Below are 20762 nucleotides of genomic sequence, written 5' to 3' on the forward strand. Positions count from 1 at the left end.
CCTGAACACGAGCCTCCCGGCACGGTCCCACTGCCGCGTGCGGGACTCGCGTGAACCCCCCCCGTGCGATACCCGCGGCCGCCGTAAGGCGCGTCGGCCGCGCGCCCCCCTTCCCCTCTGGTCCGACAGCAGGCGCCCCGGCACGAGCCGGCATGCCCCAATGCCACGCGTTTTTGATCGTGAGGAGCCGTTGATGGCGAGTGTCTCTACCCCTGTGCCCGTGCGCACACCGGTTGCAGCCGATGTCATGGTGCGGGCCGGCACCACCCCTGACCGTCAGTCCTCCCTGCGGGTCGTGGTGGTCGGGCAGGGCTACGTGGGCCTCCCGCTGGCGCTGCGTGCCGCGCAGGTCGGGCACCAGGTTGTCGGCCTGGACAGCGACGCGCGCCGCGTGGAGGACCTGGCGAGCGGACGGTCCCCGGTCGAGGACGTCACCACGGAACAGCTGGAGATGATGCTCGGCCTGGGCTCTTACCGGCCTGCTGCTGATCCGCAGGCTGCGGCCGGGTTCGACGTGGCGGTGATCGCGGTTCCGACACCGCTGCGCGGGAGTCAGCCTGACCTGTCGCATGTGGTCGCGGCGGGCCGGATGGTGGGCCGTCACCTGCGGGAAGGCGCGCTAGTGGTCCTCGAATCCACCAGCTACCCGGGCACGACCAGGACCGTACTGGGCCCGGTCCTGGAGGAAGAGTCCGGGCTGCTGATGGGCCGCGATTTCGCGCTGGGGTTCAGCCCCGAACGGATCGACCCGGGCAACCGGAACTGGACGCTGGAGACGACCCCGAAGCTCGTTTCCGGGATCGACGCGCAATCACGGGACCGTACCGCCGACTTCTACAGCCGCCTGGTCGACCAGGTGGTCCCGGTGAGCCGGTGCGAGGAGGCGGAACTTGCGAAGCTGCTGGAGAACACCTTCCGGGCGGTGAACATCGCGCTGATCAACGAGCTGGCGCAGGTGGCCCACGACACCGGACTCGACATACGCGAGGCGGTGTCCGCCGCCGGGACCAAGCCGTTCGGATTCATGGCCTTCACCCCGGGACCGGGCATCGGCGGGCACTGCCTGCCGATCGACCCGGTGTATCTGTCGTGGTGGGCGGCGCGCGCCCGCGGTGGCGCGGGCTGCCGGCTGATCGACCTCGCCGAGCAGATCAACACCGCCCGTCCCGCGCACGTCGTGGACCGGGTCAGAGGCCATCTCGCCTCCCGCGGCACAACCCTGCAGGGAGCGCAGATTCTGTTGCTGGGCCTGTCGTACAAGCCGGGCAGCGGCGATCTGCGCGAGTCCCCGGCCCTGGAGGTCGCCCGGCTGCTGGCGGCCGGCGGCGCCCGCGTACGGGCGGCGGACCCGTTCGTCGAGCCGGCGGCCGTCGACGGCGTGCAGCTGGTGTCCGCGAGCGGTGAGGAGCTGGCCGCCGCGGACGCGGTGGTGGTGCTGACCGACCACGAGGAGTTCGACTACGCCCAGGTAGCGGCCTGTTCGGCGTTCGTGCTGGACTGCCGCGGGCGGCTGGCCGGAGGGGACACCGCGGCCGTGGTGGAGCAGCTGTGAGCGGCGGGCTGCGGGTCACCGTCACCGGCGGGGCCGGTTTCATCGGATCGAACCTGGTGTCCTGGCTGCTGCGGCAGCCCGAGGTCGGCGCCGTCACCGTCGTCGACGACCTGTCGACCGGCAGCGCCGGCCTGCTGGGAAGCGACCTGCCGGAGGTCGACTTCCGGCAGGGCAGCATCCTGGACGAGGCGCTCCTCACCTCGGCTCTCTCCGGAGCCGACGCGGTGGTGCACCTGGCCGCCCTGCCGTCCGTACCGCGGTCGGTGGCCGACCCGCTGAGCACCCACCACGCGAATGCGACCGGCACTCTGCAGGTACTGGAGGCCGCGCGCCGCGCCGGCGGTCCGCTCGTGGTGGCCGCGTCCTCATCATCCGTCTACGGAGCCCAGCCCGCCCTGCCGAAATCCGAGTCGAGCAGGGCAATGCCGCTGAGCCCCTACGCGGTGTCCAAGCTGGCCACGGAGGCGTACCTCGGCGCGTACCACGCCTGCTACGGGCTGGAGGTGCTCCCGCTGCGGTTCTTCAACGTCTACGGGCCCCGACAGCGGGCCGGGCACCCGTACGCGGCAGTCGTCCCGGTGTGGATCGACGCCGCGCTGCAAGGCCGGCCGGTCACCGTGCACGGCGACGGCACCCAGACCCGGGATCTGACCTGTGTGGACACGGTGTGCGAAGTGATCACGGCGGCGGTCACCGGCCGGGTGGTGTCACCGTGGCCGGTCAACCTGGCGCTGGGCACCCGCACCTCGCTGCGGGAACTGGCCCGCCTCCTGGGCGAGGTCCTCGGCGCCCCCCTGCGGATCGCCCACGCCCCCGTCCGGCCCGGGGACGTGGCCCACTCGCAAGCCGACCCCGCCCGGCTGCGCGAACTGTTCCCGCACGTGCGCGCGGTGGCGCTGCGCGAAGGCCTTCACCGCGCCGTCGCCTGGCACCAGGCCCAGCCTGCCGCTGGGCGCCGCCCGCGCGCAGGCCTCGGGGAGCGCCCGTGAAGATCCTCATGTATCACCTGGTGCAGGACCTGCCCGGCCCGATGGCCGTGCCCCCGGGTCACTTCCGGGCACAGATGGAACTCCTCAGCCGCGGCCCGTACACGGTCATCACCGAAGACGACCTCCACACGGCACACGGCCGCGGCTCGCCCCTGCCGGACCACGCCGTCCTGCTCACCTTCGACGACGGCTACGCCAACACCGTCACCACCGCACTCCCGGTCCTCGAGCACTTGGGGCTCCCCGCCGTGATGGCGGTGTGCGGCGGCTACCTCACCGTCGACCGGCCCCGCCACGTACCGCACCCCGTTCAGGAGACCGTGGACCTCAGCCAGGTGCAGGCGTGGACGGCTTCCGGCCGGACGGTGGCCGCGCACAGCTACACCCACCGGCGGCTGACCGGCTGCACCCCCCATGAGCTGGCCTGGCAGACAGCCGGCGACCACGAAGCCCTCACCGAACTGCTGGGATGCGCGCCGCGCACCTTCGCCTACCCCTACGGCGCCTACGACCCGCGCGTGCAGCGGGTGGTCGCCGGCCTGTACCCGCTGGCCCTGGCCACCGACGAGCATCACCACCCCGACCTGCGCCACCCCTACGCCCTCTCCCGCATCCAGGTCGATCCCGCCTGGAGCATCGACGCCTTCCGCACCGCCCTGGACAGCACTGCCGGCCCGGCGGCCGCGCAGCGCGCCGCCCGCGCCCTGCTGGACGGCACACCCAAGGAGCCCCGCCGATGACGAACCCCGGCGCCCGCACGATCGCCCTGTACTGGCACAACGGCCGGTCCCTGGGCCACACCTCCCGCACCGCGAAGGTCGCCCGCTACCTGCTGCGCTCCGCGAATCCCCCCTCGATCGCCGGGATCACCGGCGCCTACCGTGGCCTGGACCTCCTGCCCCCAGAGGTCGACCTCGTCAAGATCCCCTCGTTCGCGAACTTCGACGACCCCGACGGCTGGAACCTGCGCCCGCGCCTGGCCATGGACACCGCCACGCTGCACCAGGCCCGCGCCGACCTCATCACCTCGTTCCTGAGCCACTACCGACCCGACGTGCTGATGAGCGACCACATCCCCCGCGGCACCGACGACGAACTGGTGCCCTCCCTGGAGGCCCGGTACCCGAAGCACGCGGTCCTCAGCCTGCGCGGTGTGCTCCTCGACAGGGAGAAGACGACCCGCAAGTACTTCGGCACGAACGGCCGCGGCCCGTGGGTCCTCGACCACTACTGCCAGTTCAACGTCCACACCCACCCCGAGGTGTTCGACCTCGCGGACTACTACAAGATCCCCGGCGAGGCCGCCCGCCGCCTGCACTACACCGGCTACCTGGCCGAGCCCTGCACGATCCCCCGCGACCAGGCCCGCGCCCAGACCGGGGTCGGCGACGAACGCCTGATCGTCGCCGCCATGGGCGGCGGCCAGGGCGCAGGCGACCTGTGGCGTGCCCTGTCCGCCGCGCTGCAAAGGCGCCGCCACGCCTTCGACCGCGCACTGCTGGTCACCGGCCCCTACCTGGAGCCGCCCGACCAGCGGGCGTTGCGGGAACTGTGGCAGGACGACGCCGGCGTGGACATCCGCGCCTACGAGCCGGATCTGATGCCCTGGATGCGGGCCTGCGATCTGTTCATCGGCGCGGCCGGCTCCAACATGCTGGGGGAGGTCCTGGCCACCCGCGCCAACGCCCTCGTCATCCCCCGCCAGATCCGCGAGAGCGAACAACTCGTACACGCCCGGCGCCTGCACGACCTGGGCCTGGTACGCAAGGTGGATCTCCTGGAAGCGCTCGGCGGCGGCCTGCACACGGCGGTGGCGCAGGCCCTGGCCTCCCCGCTGTCCCCGGACGGCACCCGCCTGCTGTGGGACGGCGGTTCCTACGACCGGCACCTGCCCGGCAGCCCCGACGGCACCGCGTGCGCCTGCACCACCAGCCCGTCCGCGCAGACCGGCCCGGCACGATGAGTGGCCGCCCGAGCGGCGGCGGGTGCGTGGTCGTGCACTCCGCCAGAGCCGTCCACACCGCTCCCGGCCACCAGGAACCCGGCGACCTGCTGATCTGCCGGGGCAAGGTCAGCCGCGCCTGCCCCCACGATCCGGTGGCGGTCGACGCCGGCGGGCTGCTCGTCGCCCCCGGCCTGGTGGACATCCACGTGCACGGCGCGGCCGGCCACGACCTCACCGACCCCGACCCGGGGGCCTGGCACACGGTCCTGGACACGCATCTGTCCGCCGGCACCACCACCGTCCTGGCCACCCTCGCCAGCACCACCCCCGACCAGACGGCCGCCGCCCTGGCCACCGCGGCCGCCCTGATGCCGCTCGCCCCGACCCTGGCCGGAGTCCATCTCGAAGGACCGTGCCTGGCCCCCGAACAGCGCGGCGCGCACGACACCATCCACCTGCGCAGCCCGCAGCAGGTTCTGGCCGAGCTCACGCCGCTGCCCGAGGCCCTGCGCATGGTGACCCTCGCCCCCGAACTCCCCGGCGCCGACGCCCTGATCACCTACCTCACCCAGCGTCGGGTCACCGTGTCCGCCGGGCACAGCGCGGCCACCGGCCACGATCTCGCCCGCGCCCGCAGCCTGGGCCTGAGCCACCTCGCGCACCTGTGGAGCGGACAGTCCACGCTGACCCGCCCGGCCCTGCACCGCGTTCCCGGACTGCTGGAAGAGTCCCTCGCCTCCCAGACACTGACCGCCGAAGTCATCGCGGACGGACACCACTTGCCGGCCGCCCTGTTGACCGTCGCCCTGCGCTGCCTGGGACCGGACCGGCTGTGCCTGGTCTCCGACGCGACCGCCGGCTTCGGCCTCGACAACGGGCGCACCTTCCACACCGGTGCGAGCCTCGGCCGCGTCCACGACGGATACGCCGCCACCGCCGACCACACCAGCCTGTGCGGGAGCATCACCCCGCTGGCCACCGGCATGTCCCGAATGCGGGACATGACCGCAGCCCCCCTCGCCGACGTGCTGACCATGGCGACCGCGACCCCCGCCCGCGCTGCAGGCCTCTACCCGCGCAAGGGCAGCCTGCTGCCCGGCGCGGACGGCGACGCCGTCCTGATCGACCCCGATCTGCACGTGCGGGCAGTCATCCTCGGCGGCCACCCCCAAACAGGCAGCCCAAGGACCGCCCGGTGACCCGGGCCCCGCGCGTGGTGCTGCTCGGAGCCGGCCGGCGCACCCACAAGCTGTACGCGCCCTGGCTGTCCGGCGCCCCGCCCTACCAGCAGCAGATGACGGCGCTGGCCGTGGTGGACACCGACATACACGCCGCCCGGACGGCGGCCGCGGTCCTGCCCGGCGCCGCCGCAGCCCGGCCGCAGGACCTGGACCGCATCCTCAACCGCGACCAGCCCGACCTGGTAGTCGTCGCCACCCCCGACGCCACCCACCACGACTACGTCCTGCAGGCCCTCGCCGCGGGCGTGACCACCCTGGTGGAAAAACCGCTGGCTACCACCACCGCCGACGCCTTCGCCCTTGTCCACGCCGACGCGCTCTCCCCGGCACGGCTCCTGGTCGGCCACAACTTGCGCTTCACCAACCTCCACACCCACATCCGCGCCCTGCTGGCCGACGGCCGCATCGGCACGGTGACCAGCGCCGACTTCCACTACACCCTCAGCCCGTCGCACGCCCGCAGCTACCTCACCCGCTGGCACCGCACCCGGGCCGCCTCCGGCGGACTCGAAGTCACCAAGGCCTCCCACCACCTGGACCTGCTCGCCTGGTGGCTCGACACCCGGCCGGTCGCCGTCACCGCACAGCTCCAGCACCGTCACTACCGGCCCGGCACCGAGGGCATCCCTGCCGACGCCGACATCCACGACACCCTGCGCGCCACCATCGACTACACCTGCGGCACCGTCGCCCGCTACACGCTGATAGCCGACGCGCCCACCGAGGGCTACACGTGCACGCTGCGCGGAACAGCCGGAACCTGCACCATTCGCTACGACGCCAGGTCCGGCCCGCACACCGTGCACGTGCGCACCACCACCGGCAGCGAAGACGCCAACACTCGCCGTCACATCGCCCGGGAAGCGGGAAGCCACGCAGGCGCAGACCACCGGATGCTCACCGAGCTCACCCGCATCCTGCGCCACCCGCCCCACGCTTCGACCCAGTTCGCGACCCCCACCGCGGCCGCGCTGGCCGTTGCCACCGGCACCGCCATGTACGCATCCAGCCGCCAGGGCCAGACCGTGCCCGTACCCCAACCCCCGATTGCTGGAGGTACACGATGAATCCCGCCACCGTCCGCACGCCCAACGGCCTTGACGTGACCCGCCACCGGCTCGCCCCCGGCGCCCAGCTCACCCTGCACTCCCGCCCGGAGCAGGAAACCGCGCTGATCCTGCTCTCCGGCCAGATCACGCTCACCCTGCCCGGCGGCCGCCACACAGCCGAGCGCACTGACCCGTTCACCGCGGCCGCGACCGCCTGGTACCTGCCGCCCGGCACCGCCGCCGACGCCACCGCCGGGAACGGCGGCGCCGACACCGTCGCGGTCCACGCACCCCTCGCCGGCACCCGGCCCGACACCACCACCGCCACCGTGATCACCGCGCCCCGGGCAGAGGTACGCGGCCGCGGATCGTTCGAACGCCACGTCACCACCCTGCTCACGCCCCCGCGCACAGCGGGCCTGCTGCTCGGCGAGACCCTCGCCCTGGACGGCCGCTGGTCCACCTACCCCCCGCACCGCCACCAGCACAGCAACCCGCCCGACGAGAGTGCCCTCGAGGAAGCCTTCGCCTTCCGCGTGCGGCCCGCCACCGGCTTCGGAGTCCTGCTGACCTACGACGAACACGTCACCGACGCCCACCCCACGGTCATCACCGACACCTCGCTGGCCGCCGTCCCCCACGGCTACCACACCATCGCAGCCGCCGCAGGCCACGACCTCTACTACCTGTGGGCCGCACACGGCGACACCGACACCCACCTGGCCCTGCACACCGATCCGGCCCACGCCTGGCTCCTGCACCCCTGACCCACGGCCCCCGTTCACCAGCCACCACCCGGAAGGGACACACCCATGCCCGCACCGTCGTCCACAGCCGCCTGTCCGCGCGGCCTCGCAGTCGTCACCGGCGCCAGCGTCGGTATCGGCCGCGCGACCGCAACAGCACTGGAGAAGGCCGGATACGCCGTGATCGCCGCCTCCCGCCGCCTGACGACCACCGCATCCCAGACCACCGGCATCACCACCCACCAACTCGATGTCACCGACGCCGACTCGGTGAGTGCCCTGGAGTGCACCGTGGCCTCCCATCCAGTGCCGCTGACGCTCCTCGTCAACAACGCCGGCATCCCCACCCGGGCCGCCACCATCGCCGACAGCGACCTCGCCGACTGGCGCGGCACCTACGAAACCAACGTCGTCGGCGCCGTCCAGACCACCCAGGCCCTGCTGCCCCACCTGATCCGCAACCGCGGCCACGTCCAGTTCATCGGCTCCACCGTCGGCCGCGTCCCCTACGAACGCGGCGCCGCCTACGCCGCCAGCAAGTACGCCCTGACCGCCCTCGTACAGACCCTGCGCCTGGAACTGAACGGACAACCCCTCCGCATCACCGAAATCGCCCCCGGCATGATGCGCGGCGACGACGCCGGCGGCGAATTCATGCGCACCCGCTTCGACAACGACCCGCAGGCCATCGCCGCCGTGTACCAAGGCGTCGACCACCCGCTCACCCCCGACGACATCGCCGACACCGTGGTGTGGTGCGCCACCCGCCCCGCACACGTCGACATCGACCTGCTGGAGATCCGGCCCCTCGCCCAGGCCGCCCAGCACAAGGTGCACCGCACCCGCTGACCCCACCCGCCGGGCCGGGGCCGTTGCGGTCCCGGCTCCCTCACCCAGTCCCCGGAGACCCTCATGACCGAAGCACAGCTCTCCGGCCGCCCCGTGGTGATGATCCTGCGCCACTTCACCGTCGGCGGCCTCGAACGCGTCCTGCTCTCCCACGTCCGGACCCTGCTCGCGGCCGGAATCCAGGTCACCGTCTGCGTCCTGGACCCCGGCCGCGACAATGCGCTCATCGCCGAACTCCCGCCACAGGCCCGCCTCCTCACCGCACCCCGCAGCCGCCCGGCCCGCCACCGCTTCCTCACCCGCCTCGTGCGCGGTACCACCGTCCTGCTCCAGTTCGGCGACGGCCGCCTCTACCCCTCCATCCGCCCCGCGCTACGCACCGCGCACACAGTGATCCGCTTCTGCCACTCCGACTACTCCCACCTGCGCACCCGCACCAAGAACACGCTGGACCGCGCCCTCTCCCGCACCGAGGACCGCATCGTGGCCGTCGGCGGCCGATCCACCCGGTTCCTCCTCGACGACGTCCGCGTCCAGCCTTCGAAGGTCACCACCCTCACCAACGCCACCGAACCGCGCACCACACCCGCCGCCCCGCCCTGGCCCTGGGCCGCCGACCCCTACGTCGTCGCCGTCCAGAGCCTCTATCCCCACAAGGGCCATGACGCGCTCCTGCACGCCTTCGCCCGCGTCGTCCACCAGAGCGACCAGCAGGTCCGCCTCGTCATCATCGGCGACGGCGACCAGACCATCCCGCTGCGCCAGCTCGCCGACCGCCTCCACATCACCGACCGCGTCATCTGGCTCGGCGCCGTCTGGCACACCGACCTCGTGGACAGCGTGCTGGCCGGCGCCCGCGGCTTCGTTTCCATGAGCCGCTTCGAAGGAGTACCCATCTCCATCCTGGAAGCCCGCCAGCACGGCCTGCCCCTCGTCCTCACCGACATCCCCGGCCACCGCGACGGCGCCGCGACCTCCCCCGCCAGTTTCGTCCCCGTCGACGACACCTCCGCCTTCGCCCGCCACGTCCTGGACCTGTTCGACACCCCACGCCCCCACGAACCCGACACCACGGCTCTGCACAGCGAATGGGAGCGCTACGCCCACGCCTTCCTCGGGATCGTCGCCCCCAGCGCCCCGGCCAGCGCGCACCCGCAGCGGACGCCCCTCAACACCACGACACAGCCACAGCACTGAAGCCGCTCCTCGCGACAGGATCCCGGCCCGCCCCGCTCGCCCCACCTGATGCCGCACCCACCCGAGGGCTCCAAAGGCGCCTGTACTGCGCGCAGTTCGCCGGCCCGAGAGCGGCCCCGTTCCGCCGGGCACTCAAGGCTGAAGCGCGAGCGGAGCGGACCGGAATGACCGCATCCTCCTGATAGCGTCATCACGGACACCGCAGCCGCCGCGGCCCCGGACCACCGGCAGACAGCGCACACCACGAGCGCAGCACCGGCGCCGGCCCCTTGCGCTCCTCGGGCGCCCGCGCCCGCCGAAACCCGCACCCCCGCCGGCGCCAGCCCCTCACCGGCACCCCCGCCCGCCCCGACCACCGGAGGAAGCCCGTGCCCCCCGTGCAGAACTTCTCCCACGACCTCTCCCACGCCGAGCAGCTCACCGTGCTCGAAGCACTGATGCGCACCACGCTGAGCGACCACTACGGGCTGGACGGCGCGGCCGCGCGCGTGGAACTCCAGCAGTACGAGGACAACGCCGTCTGGAGGATCACCCCGGTAGGAGAGGCCAGCTCCTTCGTCGCGCGCCTGTCCGTCCGCGACGGGCGCCCCGAACCCCAGCAGCGCAGCGAGATGCGATGGCTGGAGAGCCTGGCCGCCAGCCACACCGTCGCCGTGCCCGAGCCTGTCACCACGACGGCCGGCAGCTACGTGGTCCTGATGGACGTCCCGGGCCACGACGAACCGGCCACTCTCGCCCTGCTGCACTGGCTGCCCGGCACGGCCGAACCCCCCTACAACCAGCGCGGCATTGCACACGAGATGGGCATCGCCACGGCGCACCTCCACCAGCACGCCGTCACCGTGGAGATGCCCGACTTCGACCGGCCGAACTGGAACGAGACAACGATCCTCCACCACGGCCACGCCCTCAGCGGCCCAGGCGGACCCGAGCAACTGGGTGCCGACGGCACAGCCACACTGCGCAAGATCATCGAGCTGATCACTCCCGCCCTGCAGCAAGGAACGCCCCGCGACCGTGGACGCGTCCACGGCGACCTGCACCGCGAAAACATGATCGCCCTGCCCGGCAGCGGCGTCGGCCTCATCGACTTCGACGACTGCGGCACCGGCCACTACCTCATCGACATCGCCACGGTGCTGTCCTCGATCCACCGTATCGCGCAGAAAGTCCCGGGCGCCTACGAGGAGTTCGCCCGCGCATACCTCGCCGGCTACACCCAGATCCGCCCCCTACCGGACGACTGGACCCGCCTGCTGGAGCCCTACCTCCTCCTGCGCGACGCCTTCATCCTCAACTTCGTCACCGCCGCGGCCGCCAACGCTGATGTTGCCTCCTGGGGGCCACGCAGGATCACCGGCATCGTCGCCAACATGCAGGCCTACCTGGAAGGACACCCCTACCCCGGCGCCCTCCCGTCCTGAATCCCACGCGGCCCACGCGCGGACAGGCAAGCGCAGCACGCACTGTTCCCTATGCGCCACATGGCGGGATAAGGTCAAATTCGGTAAAGATCTTGTCTGACGGAGGTGCCCGGGATGGAGAACACCGCGCCCGCACGACGGGGCCGTCCCCCGGGCACTCGGAACGACGGCGGTGAGCTGACCAGCCGCCAGGCAGCCATCGTCAACTTCATCACCGAGTCGGTCCGTCGGCAGGGCTATCCGCCCACCATGCGGGAGATCGGCGCGGCGGTGCACCTCGCCAGCACCTCGTCCGTCACCCACCAGCTGATGGCCCTTGAACGCAAGGGCATTCTCTACCGCGACCCGCAGCGTCCCCGTGCCTACCGCATACGCACCTCCTGGGCTCCCGAATTCGATGCCCGGAGCGCGGACCCGGTCGATGTGCCGCTCGTCGGACGGATCGCTGCTGGCGCGCCCCTGCTCGCGGAAGAGCTGGTCGAGGACGTCTACTCGCTGCCGCGCCAGATTGTGGGTGACGGTGACCTGTTCGCTCTGACGGTCTCCGGCGACTCCATGATTGACGCGGCGATCTGCGACGGCGACATCGTCACCGTCCGCCGCCAGGACAGCGCCGACCACGGAGACATCGTCGCCGCGCTCCTGGAAGACGAGGCCACCATCAAAGTCCTGCGCCGCGAAGACGGCCGTGTGTGGCTGATGCCCCGCAACCCCACCTACGAGCCGATCCCCGGCGACGACGCACAGATCCTCGGCAAGGTCGTCGGCGTCCTGCGCATGCTCTAGCCACGTCGGCCTCCCAGCCCGATGCCTTACTTGGTCTTTCTGTTACAGACGGTCCTAGCTGACGGTCCCGTTCCGGCGCGGTGCCGTCTCCCACGTCATCAACGTCCGTATTGTCGTATGAGCCCGGCTCGCTGACAGGACGGCAGGGCATTGCGGTCCCGCGCTCCGTTCGCACGCCGCGCGGGACCGCCCACACCGCGTGCATCCCACCCGGGTCGACCAGCGCAAAGCAATCGGTGGCTGCTTCCAGGTTGCTGACCTGTAGAAGCCTGGGACGTTGTCAGTCGTGCCCCCTACCGTCAGAGCATGACCGCATCCCACCACCTTGCTGAAGGCGCGAGCTGGATCCTGCAGATCACCATCACGTCCGCGCCCGCAGCGAAGACCCAGTGGAACGAGCAACTGAACCAGCTTCGCCCGATCGCCCAATACAACGAGGCCACACAGACATGGTCCGCTCACATAGGCGCCCTCAACCTGGCCGGACTCAGCACCCTGCAGACGCTCTTCGATATCGCCCGCACCTACGGGACCGAGGTGTGCCTTGCACCGGTGCCCGTGCCGCCACCGTGGAAGGGGCCCGTCTTCACCAGCGACTCCGAGATCGCTGCCCATCTCCGGGCGCAGGCCGACGCGGGACGGCCGCTGGGACAGCTTCCGCTCGCGTGACCGTCTGACCCCGTCCGGTCGGTGCCAGCGTCTGCTGCCGGTCGTGTCTGCCGGTGGCAAGAGCGGCGGGGTAGATGACGGGGCTTCCGTAGCGGGTGCGGGCCCGGTCGGCGACGGCTTCGATCGCCAGCGGCTTCTCGTCACCGCTGTCGAGCGTGAGCTGCCGGGTCGCTCCCTCAGCTGGACGCAGAGCATCTGCGCGGACCGCGATACTGCGGACCCGGGCCCGCTGGAGGCCGAGGGATTCATAGAGCGCGTATGCCGCGCGGGCCAGGAGCACGGTGTGCTGGGTGGCCTCGGACAGAGTGCGGCTACGGCGGGTACTGGTGTGGTCGGCGTAGCGGATCGTGCAGGTCAGTCCTGCCGCGATCTGTCCGGACGTGCGGAGCTGTGTGCCGAGGTCGTCGGCGAGGGTGAGCAGGGCGCGCCGGTGGGCGGCCGGGTCGAGTTCGTCGCGGGGGAAGCGGTGCTCGGTGCTGATGCTCGCCGGTGTGGGGGAGGGGTCGACGGTGGTGGCGTCGCGGCCGAGGGCGTGTTCGTGGAGGGTGCGGCCGGCGCGGGCCCCGAGCAGGCGCTGCAGCGTCGCCGGCGGCAGGTCAGCGACGTTCCCGACTCTGTGCAGGCCGTACGAGGTCAGCGTCGCGGCCATCTTGCTGCCCACGCCCGGCAGTTCCCGTACCGGGCGCGGCCGCAGGAACGCGGCGACGGCATCGGGGGAGTGGTCGATGATGGTGCGGCGGCCGGGCGGGGTGAGGTTGCAGGCCATCGTGGCGAGCATCCGGTTAGGGCCGACGCCCGCGGCGCTGTGCAGGCCCAGCAGGGCGAGGGCACGGAGCTGGATGAGTTCGGTCAGGCCACGTGCCTCGCGCTTCCAGTAGGCGAGTGCGCCGGTGAGGTCGAGGACCGCGGTGTCCGGCTCGATGATCTGCACGCGCGGCGTGATGGCCTCCAGCAACGCGCGCACACCGTCACGAAGCTCCGCGTCGCCGTCCGTCGGGAGCACGAACCGCAGCTGCAGGACGGTGCGGTGACCATGGCCGCTCATGGCGATCACCCTGCGCTTCCAGGGCTGCGGTGCCCGAGGCGGCGCAGGTCGGCTGAGCGGGTCCCGGCGGGCTGGTCCGCATACGGGTGCAGGCGGGCTCCCGCGGTGCCGTCCTGAAGGGTGCGCTGCGGCGCAGCCTTCCCGGCCGGGGTGGGGGAGGGGGTGGTGCGGCCGAGGAGGTCGAGGGCGGCCTGGGGGCCGTGGTCGCGGCGGGCCGCGGCGACCTCTTCGAGATTCCAGGCCATCTCGCCGACCACGGTGCGCCGCGGGCCGCGGGCCTCCACTGTGCCGCGCACGAGCAGCAGCCCGGAGTGGAAGACGGTGTGCGCGACCTGTTCATGGGAGTCCTCGAAGAACGCCAGGTCGATCAGGCCCGCGCCGTCCTCGAGTGTCACGAAGATGACCCGCTTCCCGGACGGGATCGGCGGGGTCTGCGTGGAGGCTCGCACCCCGGCGACCAGCACCTTCTGACCCGGAGCCATCGTCCGCAGATGACGGGCGTCGGTCGCACCGACCTCGTTCAGCAGCCGGTGATGGTGATCCATCAGGTGGTGGGTGACGTCGATCTGCAGCGTCTCCAGCTCCGCGTCGAGCCGGTCGCGGCTGGTCATCTCCGGCAGACCGCTCGGCTCGGCAGACACCAGCTCACCGCCGAAGGGCAGTTGGCCGTCGGTGGCGGCCCGGGCCCGGGACTGCCGGTGCAGCTCGACCGCCTGCAACAGCAGATCCCGCCGAGTGAGACCGCCCGCGAGCGCGTCGAGCGCGCCGACACGGATCAGGTGCTGCACGGTGGGAAGGGCCGGCCGGCCGCGCTGCCACAGGTCCTGCAGACCGGCATACGGCTGCCCGCCGACGAGCCGGCCGACTTCCCCTTCGCTGATGCCCTTCACGGTGCTGAAGGCGAGCCGGACTCCCCAGCCCTGCTCGGTCTGTTCGGCGCGGTGCTGGGCGCGGGAGTGGTTGACGTCGACGGACAGGATCGGCACACCGTGGCGGCGCGCGTCGGAGACGATGACGCGCCGCGACCACATCCCGGGATCGTGCTCCAGCAGCCCCGCATACAAGAACGCCGGATACCGGGCCTTGAGGAAGGCGCTCTGGAGTGCGGGAACGGCGAAGGCGACCGCGTGGGCGCGGCAGAAGCCGTACGCCCCGAACTGGGAGACGGTCTCCCACACCTCGTCCAGCACCGTGGTGCTGTAGCCGCGCTCGCCCGCGGTCTGGCGGAACCAGGCTTCGACCTTCGGCAGCCGTTCGGGGTCGGCGAGGGCGCGGCGGGCCACGTCGCCGGCGGCCCGGTCGCAACCGGTCATCTTCGACAGGATCGCGATGATCTGCTCGTGCCAGATCACCACGCCGTAGGTGTCGGAGAGGATCGGCTTCAGGTCCGGGTGCGGGTAGTGGGGCTCGGCGCCATGGCGGGCCGCGATAAACAGGGCGGGCATGCCCCCGGACACGGGCCCGGGCCGGAACAGGGAGATGTCCGCGATCACGTCATCCATATGGCGTGGCTGCAGTCTTCCCACCAGGTCTTGTTGACCGGGGGACTCCAGCTGGAACATGCCCACGGTGTCGGAGGCCTGGATGAGTTCGAACGCCAGGCGGTCGTTGAGGTCGACGTGGTCGGGGTTGTCGAGATCGAGTTGCTGGCCGGTGGTGCGGTGGATCTCCGTGACCGCATGGGCCATCGCGCTCTGCATCCGCACGCCCAGGACATCCAGTTTCAGGAGTCCGAAGCCCTCCAGTTCGATGTCATCCTTGTCGGCCTGCACCATCAGGTAGCCGGCTGGCGTCGGCTGTACTGGGAGCCGGTCCAGGAGCGATCTGTTCGACAGGATCACCCCGCACGGGTGCATCGTGTAGCCGCGGGGCAGCGCGTCCAGGCCCTCGGCGAGTTCCCACAGCGGGCCGAACTTCTCTGCTTGGCTGGCGAGTTGCCGGAGTTCGGGTAGTTCGGCCAGGGCGGAGCGGATGTCGCGGGCCCGGATGTGCGGAAAGCTCTTGGCGATCTCGTTCACCACCTGGGGTGGCAGGCCGAGGGCGAGTCCGGTGCCGCGCAGGGCGTGCCGGGCCCGGTAGGTCTCGGGCATGCCGGTGACCGCGGTCCGCTCCGGCCCGAAGCGTTCGATGATCGCGTCATACACCTCCAGGCGCCGCGCGGACTCCACGTCCAGGTCGATGTCGGGGAGCGACGTCCGGCGCTCGCTGAGGAACCGTTCGAACAGAAGCCGGTACTGAAGCGGATTGGCTGTGGCGACGAAGAGCGCGTGGTTGACCATCGAACCGGCCCCGGAGCCGCGCGCGGCCACCCGGATTCCCAGGGCCCGGGTGTCGGCCACCACCTGCGCGACGGCCAGGAAGTACCCCTCGAAGCCCAGACGGCCGATGACCTCCAGCTCGTAGTCGAGCTGCCGCACCGCGGACTCGTCCCTGTCGAGGCCTCGGGCGACCATCCCGGCCTCACAGCGCTGCCGCAGCAGCCGCATCGCCGAATCCCGCTCGCTGCCAGCACCGACGACGGAGGGTTCGGGGAGGTGCGGTCTGCCCAGACCCAGGTCAACCGGAGTCAGGGCACAGGACTGACCCGTGGTCTCCGTTTCGGACAACAGCCGGGCCGCCCCTGACCGGCCGGCACCGGCGGCCTCCGCGACACGCTCGGCGGCCGCGACCATGGCAGCCGGGTCCTTCAGCCACCGCTCGCCACCGTCCAGGTGCCGGCGGTCGACGGGCCGCAGCAGCCGCGCCGCATCGAGCACATCGGCCAGCCGGTGCTGCGCGGGGTCGGCGTACCGGACTGCGTTCGTCAGCACCGCGCGCACACCGAGCTCGCCGGCCAGGCCCACCGTGCGCGCGGCCAGCCGCAGCGACCCAGCCCCCGTCCCCTGCTGCCCCAGATACACCGCCTCCAGCCGCAGTCTCTCCTCCGCCAGCTCCCGCCACGGCGCGAGTAGCTGCGCGGCCACGTCCGCACGGCCCGCGGACAGAGCCCGCACCGGTTCAGAGGAAGGACCGAGCAGCACCACCAAGTCCCGGTCGGCGTACGCGCGCAGCACCCGCCAGGACACGACCGGCAGACCGCCGTCGGCCTCGGCGTGCGCGGCGGACACCAGACGGCACAGGCGCGCCCACCCGGCCAGGTTCTGTGCGAGCAGCGTGACGCGCAGCGGCGGCTCTACGACGTGTGCGCCGCCTCGTACCGGTGTGCGCGTGCGGGTGGTGTGCGAAGAGGGCGGCTGGAGTGGGGCGACGGCGACGTCGACACCGAAGACGGGCCGGATGCCGGTGGCCGCGGCGGCCTTGGCGAAGCGGACGGTGCCGGTGACGGTGTCGCGGTCGGTCAGCGCGAGCGTCGTCATCCCACGCTCGGCCGCACGCTGGACCAGGACGTGGGGGAGGGCGGCGCCGTAGCGGGCGGAGTAGCCGGACGCGACGTGCAGATGAGTAAATCCACAGCTCACGCACCTCCTGTCTCTCGCCAGACCCCTCCCTGACCTGTGTCCTCTCCAGGTTCGCCCACAACACGAAATCGCACAAGCGTGCGAATGGGTGATTCGGTCATCGCGCCATGCTGATGGCTTCCCCGAGGCGGGTCAGGCCCTGAATTCGGCCTCGGACAGCACGCGTATGACACGCATCACAGACTGGTGCTGCTCGTTCGGTCAGGGGAACTCGAAGCTGGACACGGGCGGTGGGTCAGGCGCCACGGCGCCGGGCCGGCTTCTTCGCGGTCGCGGTCTTCTTCGCCGCCTTCTTGGCGGGAGCCTTCTTCGTGGCCTTCGTAGCCGCGGTCTTCTTCTTCGGCTTCGACTCGGGGATCTTGTGGATCTCTGCGTCCCTGCTGTCCTCGCCGCGCGCGGACTGCGCCTTACGGACGCTCTCCTGCAGGGCCGCCATCAGGTCCAGGACCTGCCCGGCCTGCTCCTCGTCTCCCGTGCGGGGCTCTGGCGGCCGTCGGCCCTCGGCTTTGGCCTCGATGACCGCTTCAAGGGCCTCACGGTAAGTGTCCCGGTAGCCGGAGATGTCCTCCGTCGTCATCGAGTCGATCAGGTGCACGGCCTCGTCGATCTCGGAATCCGTGACCTCGGGCTCCTTCGGGGCGAGCTCGGCAGGGTCGCGGATCTCGTCGTCCCACTTCAGCACGTGTGCGACCAGGACCCCGTCCCGCACTCGCAGCAGCACCAAGCGCTCCCGCCCGTGCCACGCCAGTTTCGCGATGGCCACCTTCGTATTGCGGGCCAGAGCCTTCGCGATCAGGGCGTACGGTTTCGCCGCGACCTGACCGTCGCCTTGCAGGAAGTAGCTGTCCCCGCTGAGCCGGACCGGGTCGATCGAGGCGGCCGGCTCGAACGAGACGATCTCGATGGCCTTCGCGGTCGGAAGCGGCATCGCCTCCAGCTCCGCGTCCGTGACCGCGACCAGCGTGTCCTTGGAGACCTCAAAGCCCTTGCCGATCTCGCCCGCGGACACCTCCCGGTCCTCCGCCTCACAGTACTTGCGCACCCGCACCCGGCCCATGTCCTCCGTATGGACCTGGTGGAAATGGACCGACCGGTCCTCGGTAGCGCTCACCAGCTTCACGGGAATGGTCACCAGGCCGAAGCTGATGGCACCGCTCCACAAGGGTCGGGGCATGGCGGACCTCCGTGACGGCCCCGAGCCCCACCAGCGTAGGAGCCGGGCCCCGAGTCTGCTTCCCGAAGCGCCCCGCGAGCAGCACGGCTGCGGCCGTCGCAGGCTGGACGGGTGGACTGGCCCGTCTCCGTTGCCCTTGCTCAGCCCGTTCCGGCACTGCCGACCGGAACGGGGTGGGTCTTCGAGATGAAGGTCGACGGGCACCGCACGCTGATGTGGCGGACCGATGGAGGAGTGCGGCTGCAGGCCCGCTCAGGACGTGAGGTCACCGCGGTGTGGGGCGACCTCGCCCTCGCCGGCCTGCCGCTCCTGACCGGGACCGTCCTGGATGGGGAGGCTGTCGTCGCCATCGAAGACGGCCGGATCAGCTTCGAGGCCGCGCAGGCCCGGGCCGCATCCTCACCCTCCCGAGCTCGCATCCTGGCCAGCCGGCGCCCCGCGCACTACATCGTCTGGGACGCCCTGCAGCTGCCCCTGCCCTTCGGAGACGTTCGTGCGCGTCCGTACCGCGAACGGCGCGCCGCCCTCCTCGATGTCCTGTCCGCACTGCCCGCCAACTCCCCGATCCAGGCCGTGTCCGCCACCAGCGACCGACACACGGCACTCACCTGGTACAACACCCTCCAGCACCAGGGAATCGAGGGACTTGTCGCGAAACGCGCCGCCTCCCCGTACCGCGCCGGCCGCAGCGGCGCATGGCAGAAGATCCGGCACGCGGAAACCGTCGACGCAGAGGTCGTTGGCTATACCGGACCAGCCGCACGGCCCCGCACCCTGGCCGTCCAACTCCCCGACGGACGCACCGCACTGACTCAGAGACTCGCCACGCCGCTCGCCGCGCGGATTGGCCGGCTCCTGGCGGCCGCCGGGCCAGGACCGACAGGGCGCACCAGCGCCGGTCTGCCCTACGCCGCCGTTCCCCCCGGGATGGCTGTCGTCGAAATCGCGGCCGGAACCACCCGCCACGCCGTCGTGACCGCGACCCGGCTGCGCGGACCGTGACGCCGAACTAGGGTGCCGGGAGGTGCGGCGGGCCCCACCGGTCGCAGCGACTGGCAGGGCCCGACAGGGGGCCTCACCCGGGGGATTGGCGCGGCGCCCGCATGCACACCATGCACCACAAACCGGCCACACGGATAGACATTGACCTAAACCCATTCACTTCCGGTTCCACCAGCAGCGATGCCATGTCGGAGCCAGGGCTGGACGGGAGAAGAACCGCCTCCAGGTCCGCAACCCCGGAGGCGTTCTCCCCATGCTCCGCGCCATTACAGCGAGCGCGGCGGGACGTGGTCACGCCTGCGCTCAGACGCTTCAAGGCACGGGCCCTCGGCGGCCGTGGTGGCTTATGCCGCGAGCGCGTGGTCTCGGTGGTGCTTGAGCTGACTGCGTGCGGTGGACCGCTCGGTCGGCTCGACCGTCTCCCAGAAGGCATGACAGACGATCAGCGCAGCCAGTTCGGCTTCCCTTACCCGGAGTTGGCCGTGCGTCGCCTGGTCCTCGGAGGTCCAGCCAGGCGAATCAGGACGCGATGCCGGCCGCCACGAGTTCTCGTGCGAGTCCCACGAGGGCAGCGGTTCGACGGACCAGGGCTGCCGCTTCAGCAGGCGCTGCAGGTCCCCCCGTACCTGATCAAGCTCGTCCTGGGCTGCTCGGAGATCCTCGGGAAAGTTGTACGTCTGTGCCACCCCGCCACGGTACTGCTGTTCGAACAACCGGGCGGCATGCCCGGCCGCACCCGCACAAAGCCGCACCATATTTTACGTATGGGTGATATTGGCACTTCTGTTTTGGCCCCGCGGGTCGCATTGTCAGTGGCCGATGGCAGCATGGTCGGCTTGTCCCGCCTGCACGCCGCAGACCGGGCTGATCCAGGAATACGGAGCAAAGCAATGAACCGGAGCGAACTGGTCACCGCGCTTGCAGAGCGCGCCCAGGTGACCCGCAAGGACGCCGATGCGGTGCTGACCGCCCTCGCCGAGAGCGTCGGCGATGTCGTCGCCAAGGGCGACGAGAAGGTGACGATCCCGGGCTTCCTCAGCTTCGAGCGCATGCACCGCGCCGCACGGACCGCGCGCAACCCGCAGACCGGCGAGCCGCTGGAGATCCCGGCCGGATACAGCGTCAAGGTGTCCGCCGGCTCCAAGCTCAAGGAAGCCGCCAAGGGCAAGTGACCCCCTGCTCCGCGGTGCCCTGCCGGGCACCGGGAGCACGGATCGGCACAGGTGTCAGGCTGGGACGCGGCACGCTACGCCGCACACAAAGCCGCGTACTTGAGCCGCCACGGGGTAGAACGGATGCCGGGCACCGTCCCCTCGCGGACGGGCCTGCACCCAGACAGGCCGGGAATTCCGGCAGGATTTGAAGGACATCAGTATGGCCAGCGGCACCGTGAAGTGGTTCAACGCCGAGAAGGGCTTCGGCTTCATCGAGCAGAACGGCGGCGGACCGGACGTCTTCGCCCACTACTCCAACATCTCCGGCAACGGATTCCGGGAACTCGTCGAGGGCGAGACAGTCACGTTCGACTTGGGCCAGGGCCACAGGGTCATTGCATGATCGGGATCTGTCTGGGTTCGTCACGTGAGACCGAGGGCTCGTAGGGGCCGGTGGTAGTCGCGGGCGGTGTGGCGGAGGG

At 71.2% G+C, this 20762-nt stretch carries 19 protein-coding genes; 15 read left to right on the plus strand and 4 right to left on the minus strand.

Annotation, left to right across the window (positions count from 1 at the left end; translation table 11 throughout):
* The first annotated feature begins 247 nt into the window (after positions 1–247).
* From ABZV34_RS24100 to ABZV34_RS24155, 12 genes are all read left to right on the plus strand, one after another.
* Complete coding sequence (locus ABZV34_RS24100; RefSeq protein WP_356280289.1) at positions 248–1552, plus strand: nucleotide sugar dehydrogenase; 1305 nt, start codon at positions 248–250, stop codon at positions 1550–1552.
* Entirely contained in the window at positions 1549–2541 is a 993-nt protein-coding gene (locus tag ABZV34_RS24105; protein WP_356280232.1) for an NAD-dependent epimerase/dehydratase family protein, read from the plus strand. The genes ABZV34_RS24100 and ABZV34_RS24105 overlap by 4 nt, the downstream gene beginning before the upstream one ends.
* Complete coding sequence (locus ABZV34_RS24110; RefSeq protein WP_356280235.1) at positions 2538–3281, plus strand: polysaccharide deacetylase family protein; 744 nt, start codon at positions 2538–2540, stop codon at positions 3279–3281. Before ABZV34_RS24105 ends, ABZV34_RS24110 begins: the two co-directional genes overlap by 4 nt.
* Positions 3278–4504, plus strand: coding sequence for a glycosyltransferase (locus tag ABZV34_RS24115; protein ID WP_356280238.1), 1227 nt, complete (start codon positions 3278–3280; stop codon positions 4502–4504). The genes ABZV34_RS24110 and ABZV34_RS24115 overlap by 4 nt, the downstream gene beginning before the upstream one ends.
* Positions 4505–4536: 32 nt before the next feature.
* On the plus strand, positions 4537–5685 hold the full coding sequence (locus ABZV34_RS24120) for an amidohydrolase family protein (protein WP_356280241.1): 1149 nt from the start codon (positions 4537–4539) through the stop codon (positions 5683–5685).
* Entirely contained in the window at positions 5682–6794 is a 1113-nt protein-coding gene (locus ABZV34_RS24125) for a Gfo/Idh/MocA family oxidoreductase (protein ID WP_356280244.1), read from the plus strand. Before ABZV34_RS24120 ends, ABZV34_RS24125 begins: the two co-directional genes overlap by 4 nt.
* Positions 6791–7543, plus strand: coding sequence for a 5-deoxy-glucuronate isomerase (locus ABZV34_RS24130; RefSeq protein WP_356280247.1), 753 nt, complete (start codon positions 6791–6793; stop codon positions 7541–7543). Before ABZV34_RS24125 ends, ABZV34_RS24130 begins: the two co-directional genes overlap by 4 nt.
* 45 nt (positions 7544–7588) lie before the next feature.
* Positions 7589–8371: an SDR family NAD(P)-dependent oxidoreductase gene (locus tag ABZV34_RS24135; protein ID WP_356280250.1), complete on the plus strand. Its 783-nt coding sequence runs from the start codon at positions 7589–7591 to the stop codon at positions 8369–8371.
* Between the two features lie 63 nt (positions 8372–8434).
* Complete coding sequence (locus tag ABZV34_RS24140; protein ID WP_356280252.1) at positions 8435–9568, plus strand: glycosyltransferase; 1134 nt, start codon at positions 8435–8437, stop codon at positions 9566–9568.
* 368 nt (positions 9569–9936) lie between these two features.
* Positions 9937–10992, plus strand: coding sequence for a phosphotransferase (locus ABZV34_RS24145; RefSeq protein ID WP_356280254.1), 1056 nt, complete (start codon positions 9937–9939; stop codon positions 10990–10992).
* 114 nt (positions 10993–11106) lie between these two features.
* Complete coding sequence (gene lexA / locus ABZV34_RS24150) at positions 11107–11778, plus strand: transcriptional repressor LexA (protein WP_356280257.1); 672 nt, start codon at positions 11107–11109, stop codon at positions 11776–11778.
* 306 nt (positions 11779–12084) lie between these two features.
* Positions 12085–12447: a hypothetical protein gene (locus ABZV34_RS24155; protein ID WP_356280260.1), complete on the plus strand. Its 363-nt coding sequence runs from the start codon at positions 12085–12087 to the stop codon at positions 12445–12447.
* On the opposite strand, the gene ABZV34_RS24160 is transcribed toward ABZV34_RS24155, so the two are convergent.
* The 3 genes from ABZV34_RS24160 to ABZV34_RS24170 form a co-directional block, all read right to left on the minus strand.
* Positions 12365–13492, minus strand: coding sequence for a hypothetical protein (locus tag ABZV34_RS24160; RefSeq protein WP_356280263.1), 1128 nt, complete (start codon positions 13490–13492; stop codon positions 12365–12367). The two genes, ABZV34_RS24155 and ABZV34_RS24160, sit on opposite strands and share 83 nt — an antisense overlap.
* Before the next feature lie 5 nt (positions 13493–13497).
* Positions 13498–16950 (minus strand): DNA polymerase III subunit alpha, encoded by a 3453-nt coding sequence (dnaE, locus tag ABZV34_RS24165; protein WP_356280266.1) that lies wholly within the window; start codon positions 16948–16950, stop codon positions 13498–13500.
* Between the two features lie 235 nt (positions 16951–17185).
* Entirely contained in the window at positions 17186–18124 is a 939-nt protein-coding gene (locus ABZV34_RS24170; RefSeq protein ID WP_356280269.1) for a Ku protein, read from the minus strand.
* 111 nt (positions 18125–18235) lie between these two features.
* Between ABZV34_RS24170 and ABZV34_RS24175 the strand changes: the two genes are divergently transcribed.
* Positions 18236–19126 (plus strand): DNA ligase, encoded by an 891-nt coding sequence (locus ABZV34_RS24175; protein ID WP_356280271.1) that lies wholly within the window; start codon positions 18236–18238, stop codon positions 19124–19126.
* Between the two features lie 344 nt (positions 19127–19470).
* On the opposite strand, the gene ABZV34_RS24180 is transcribed toward ABZV34_RS24175, so the two are convergent.
* Positions 19471–19812, minus strand: a complete 342-nt coding sequence (locus ABZV34_RS24180; RefSeq protein ID WP_356280274.1) for a hypothetical protein — start codon at positions 19810–19812, stop codon at positions 19471–19473.
* 204 nt (positions 19813–20016) lie between these two features.
* Between ABZV34_RS24180 and ABZV34_RS24185 the strand changes: the two genes are divergently transcribed.
* Together ABZV34_RS24185 and ABZV34_RS24190 are read left to right on the plus strand one after the other, a co-directional pair.
* The gene (locus ABZV34_RS24185) at positions 20017–20298 is read left to right on the plus strand and encodes an HU family DNA-binding protein (RefSeq protein ID WP_356280277.1); all 282 of its coding nucleotides are present in this window, start codon (positions 20017–20019) and stop codon (positions 20296–20298) included.
* Positions 20299–20500: 202 nt separating this feature from the next.
* Positions 20501–20683, plus strand: coding sequence for a cold-shock protein (locus ABZV34_RS24190; RefSeq protein WP_356280280.1), 183 nt, complete (start codon positions 20501–20503; stop codon positions 20681–20683).
* Positions 20684–20762 lie beyond the last annotated feature (79 nt).

Origin of the sequence: Streptomyces sp. NPDC005195 (genome assembly GCF_040608315.1) — a bacterium.
GTDB classification, from domain to species: Bacteria; Actinomycetota; Actinomycetes; order Streptomycetales; family Streptomycetaceae; genus Streptomyces; species Streptomyces kaempferi.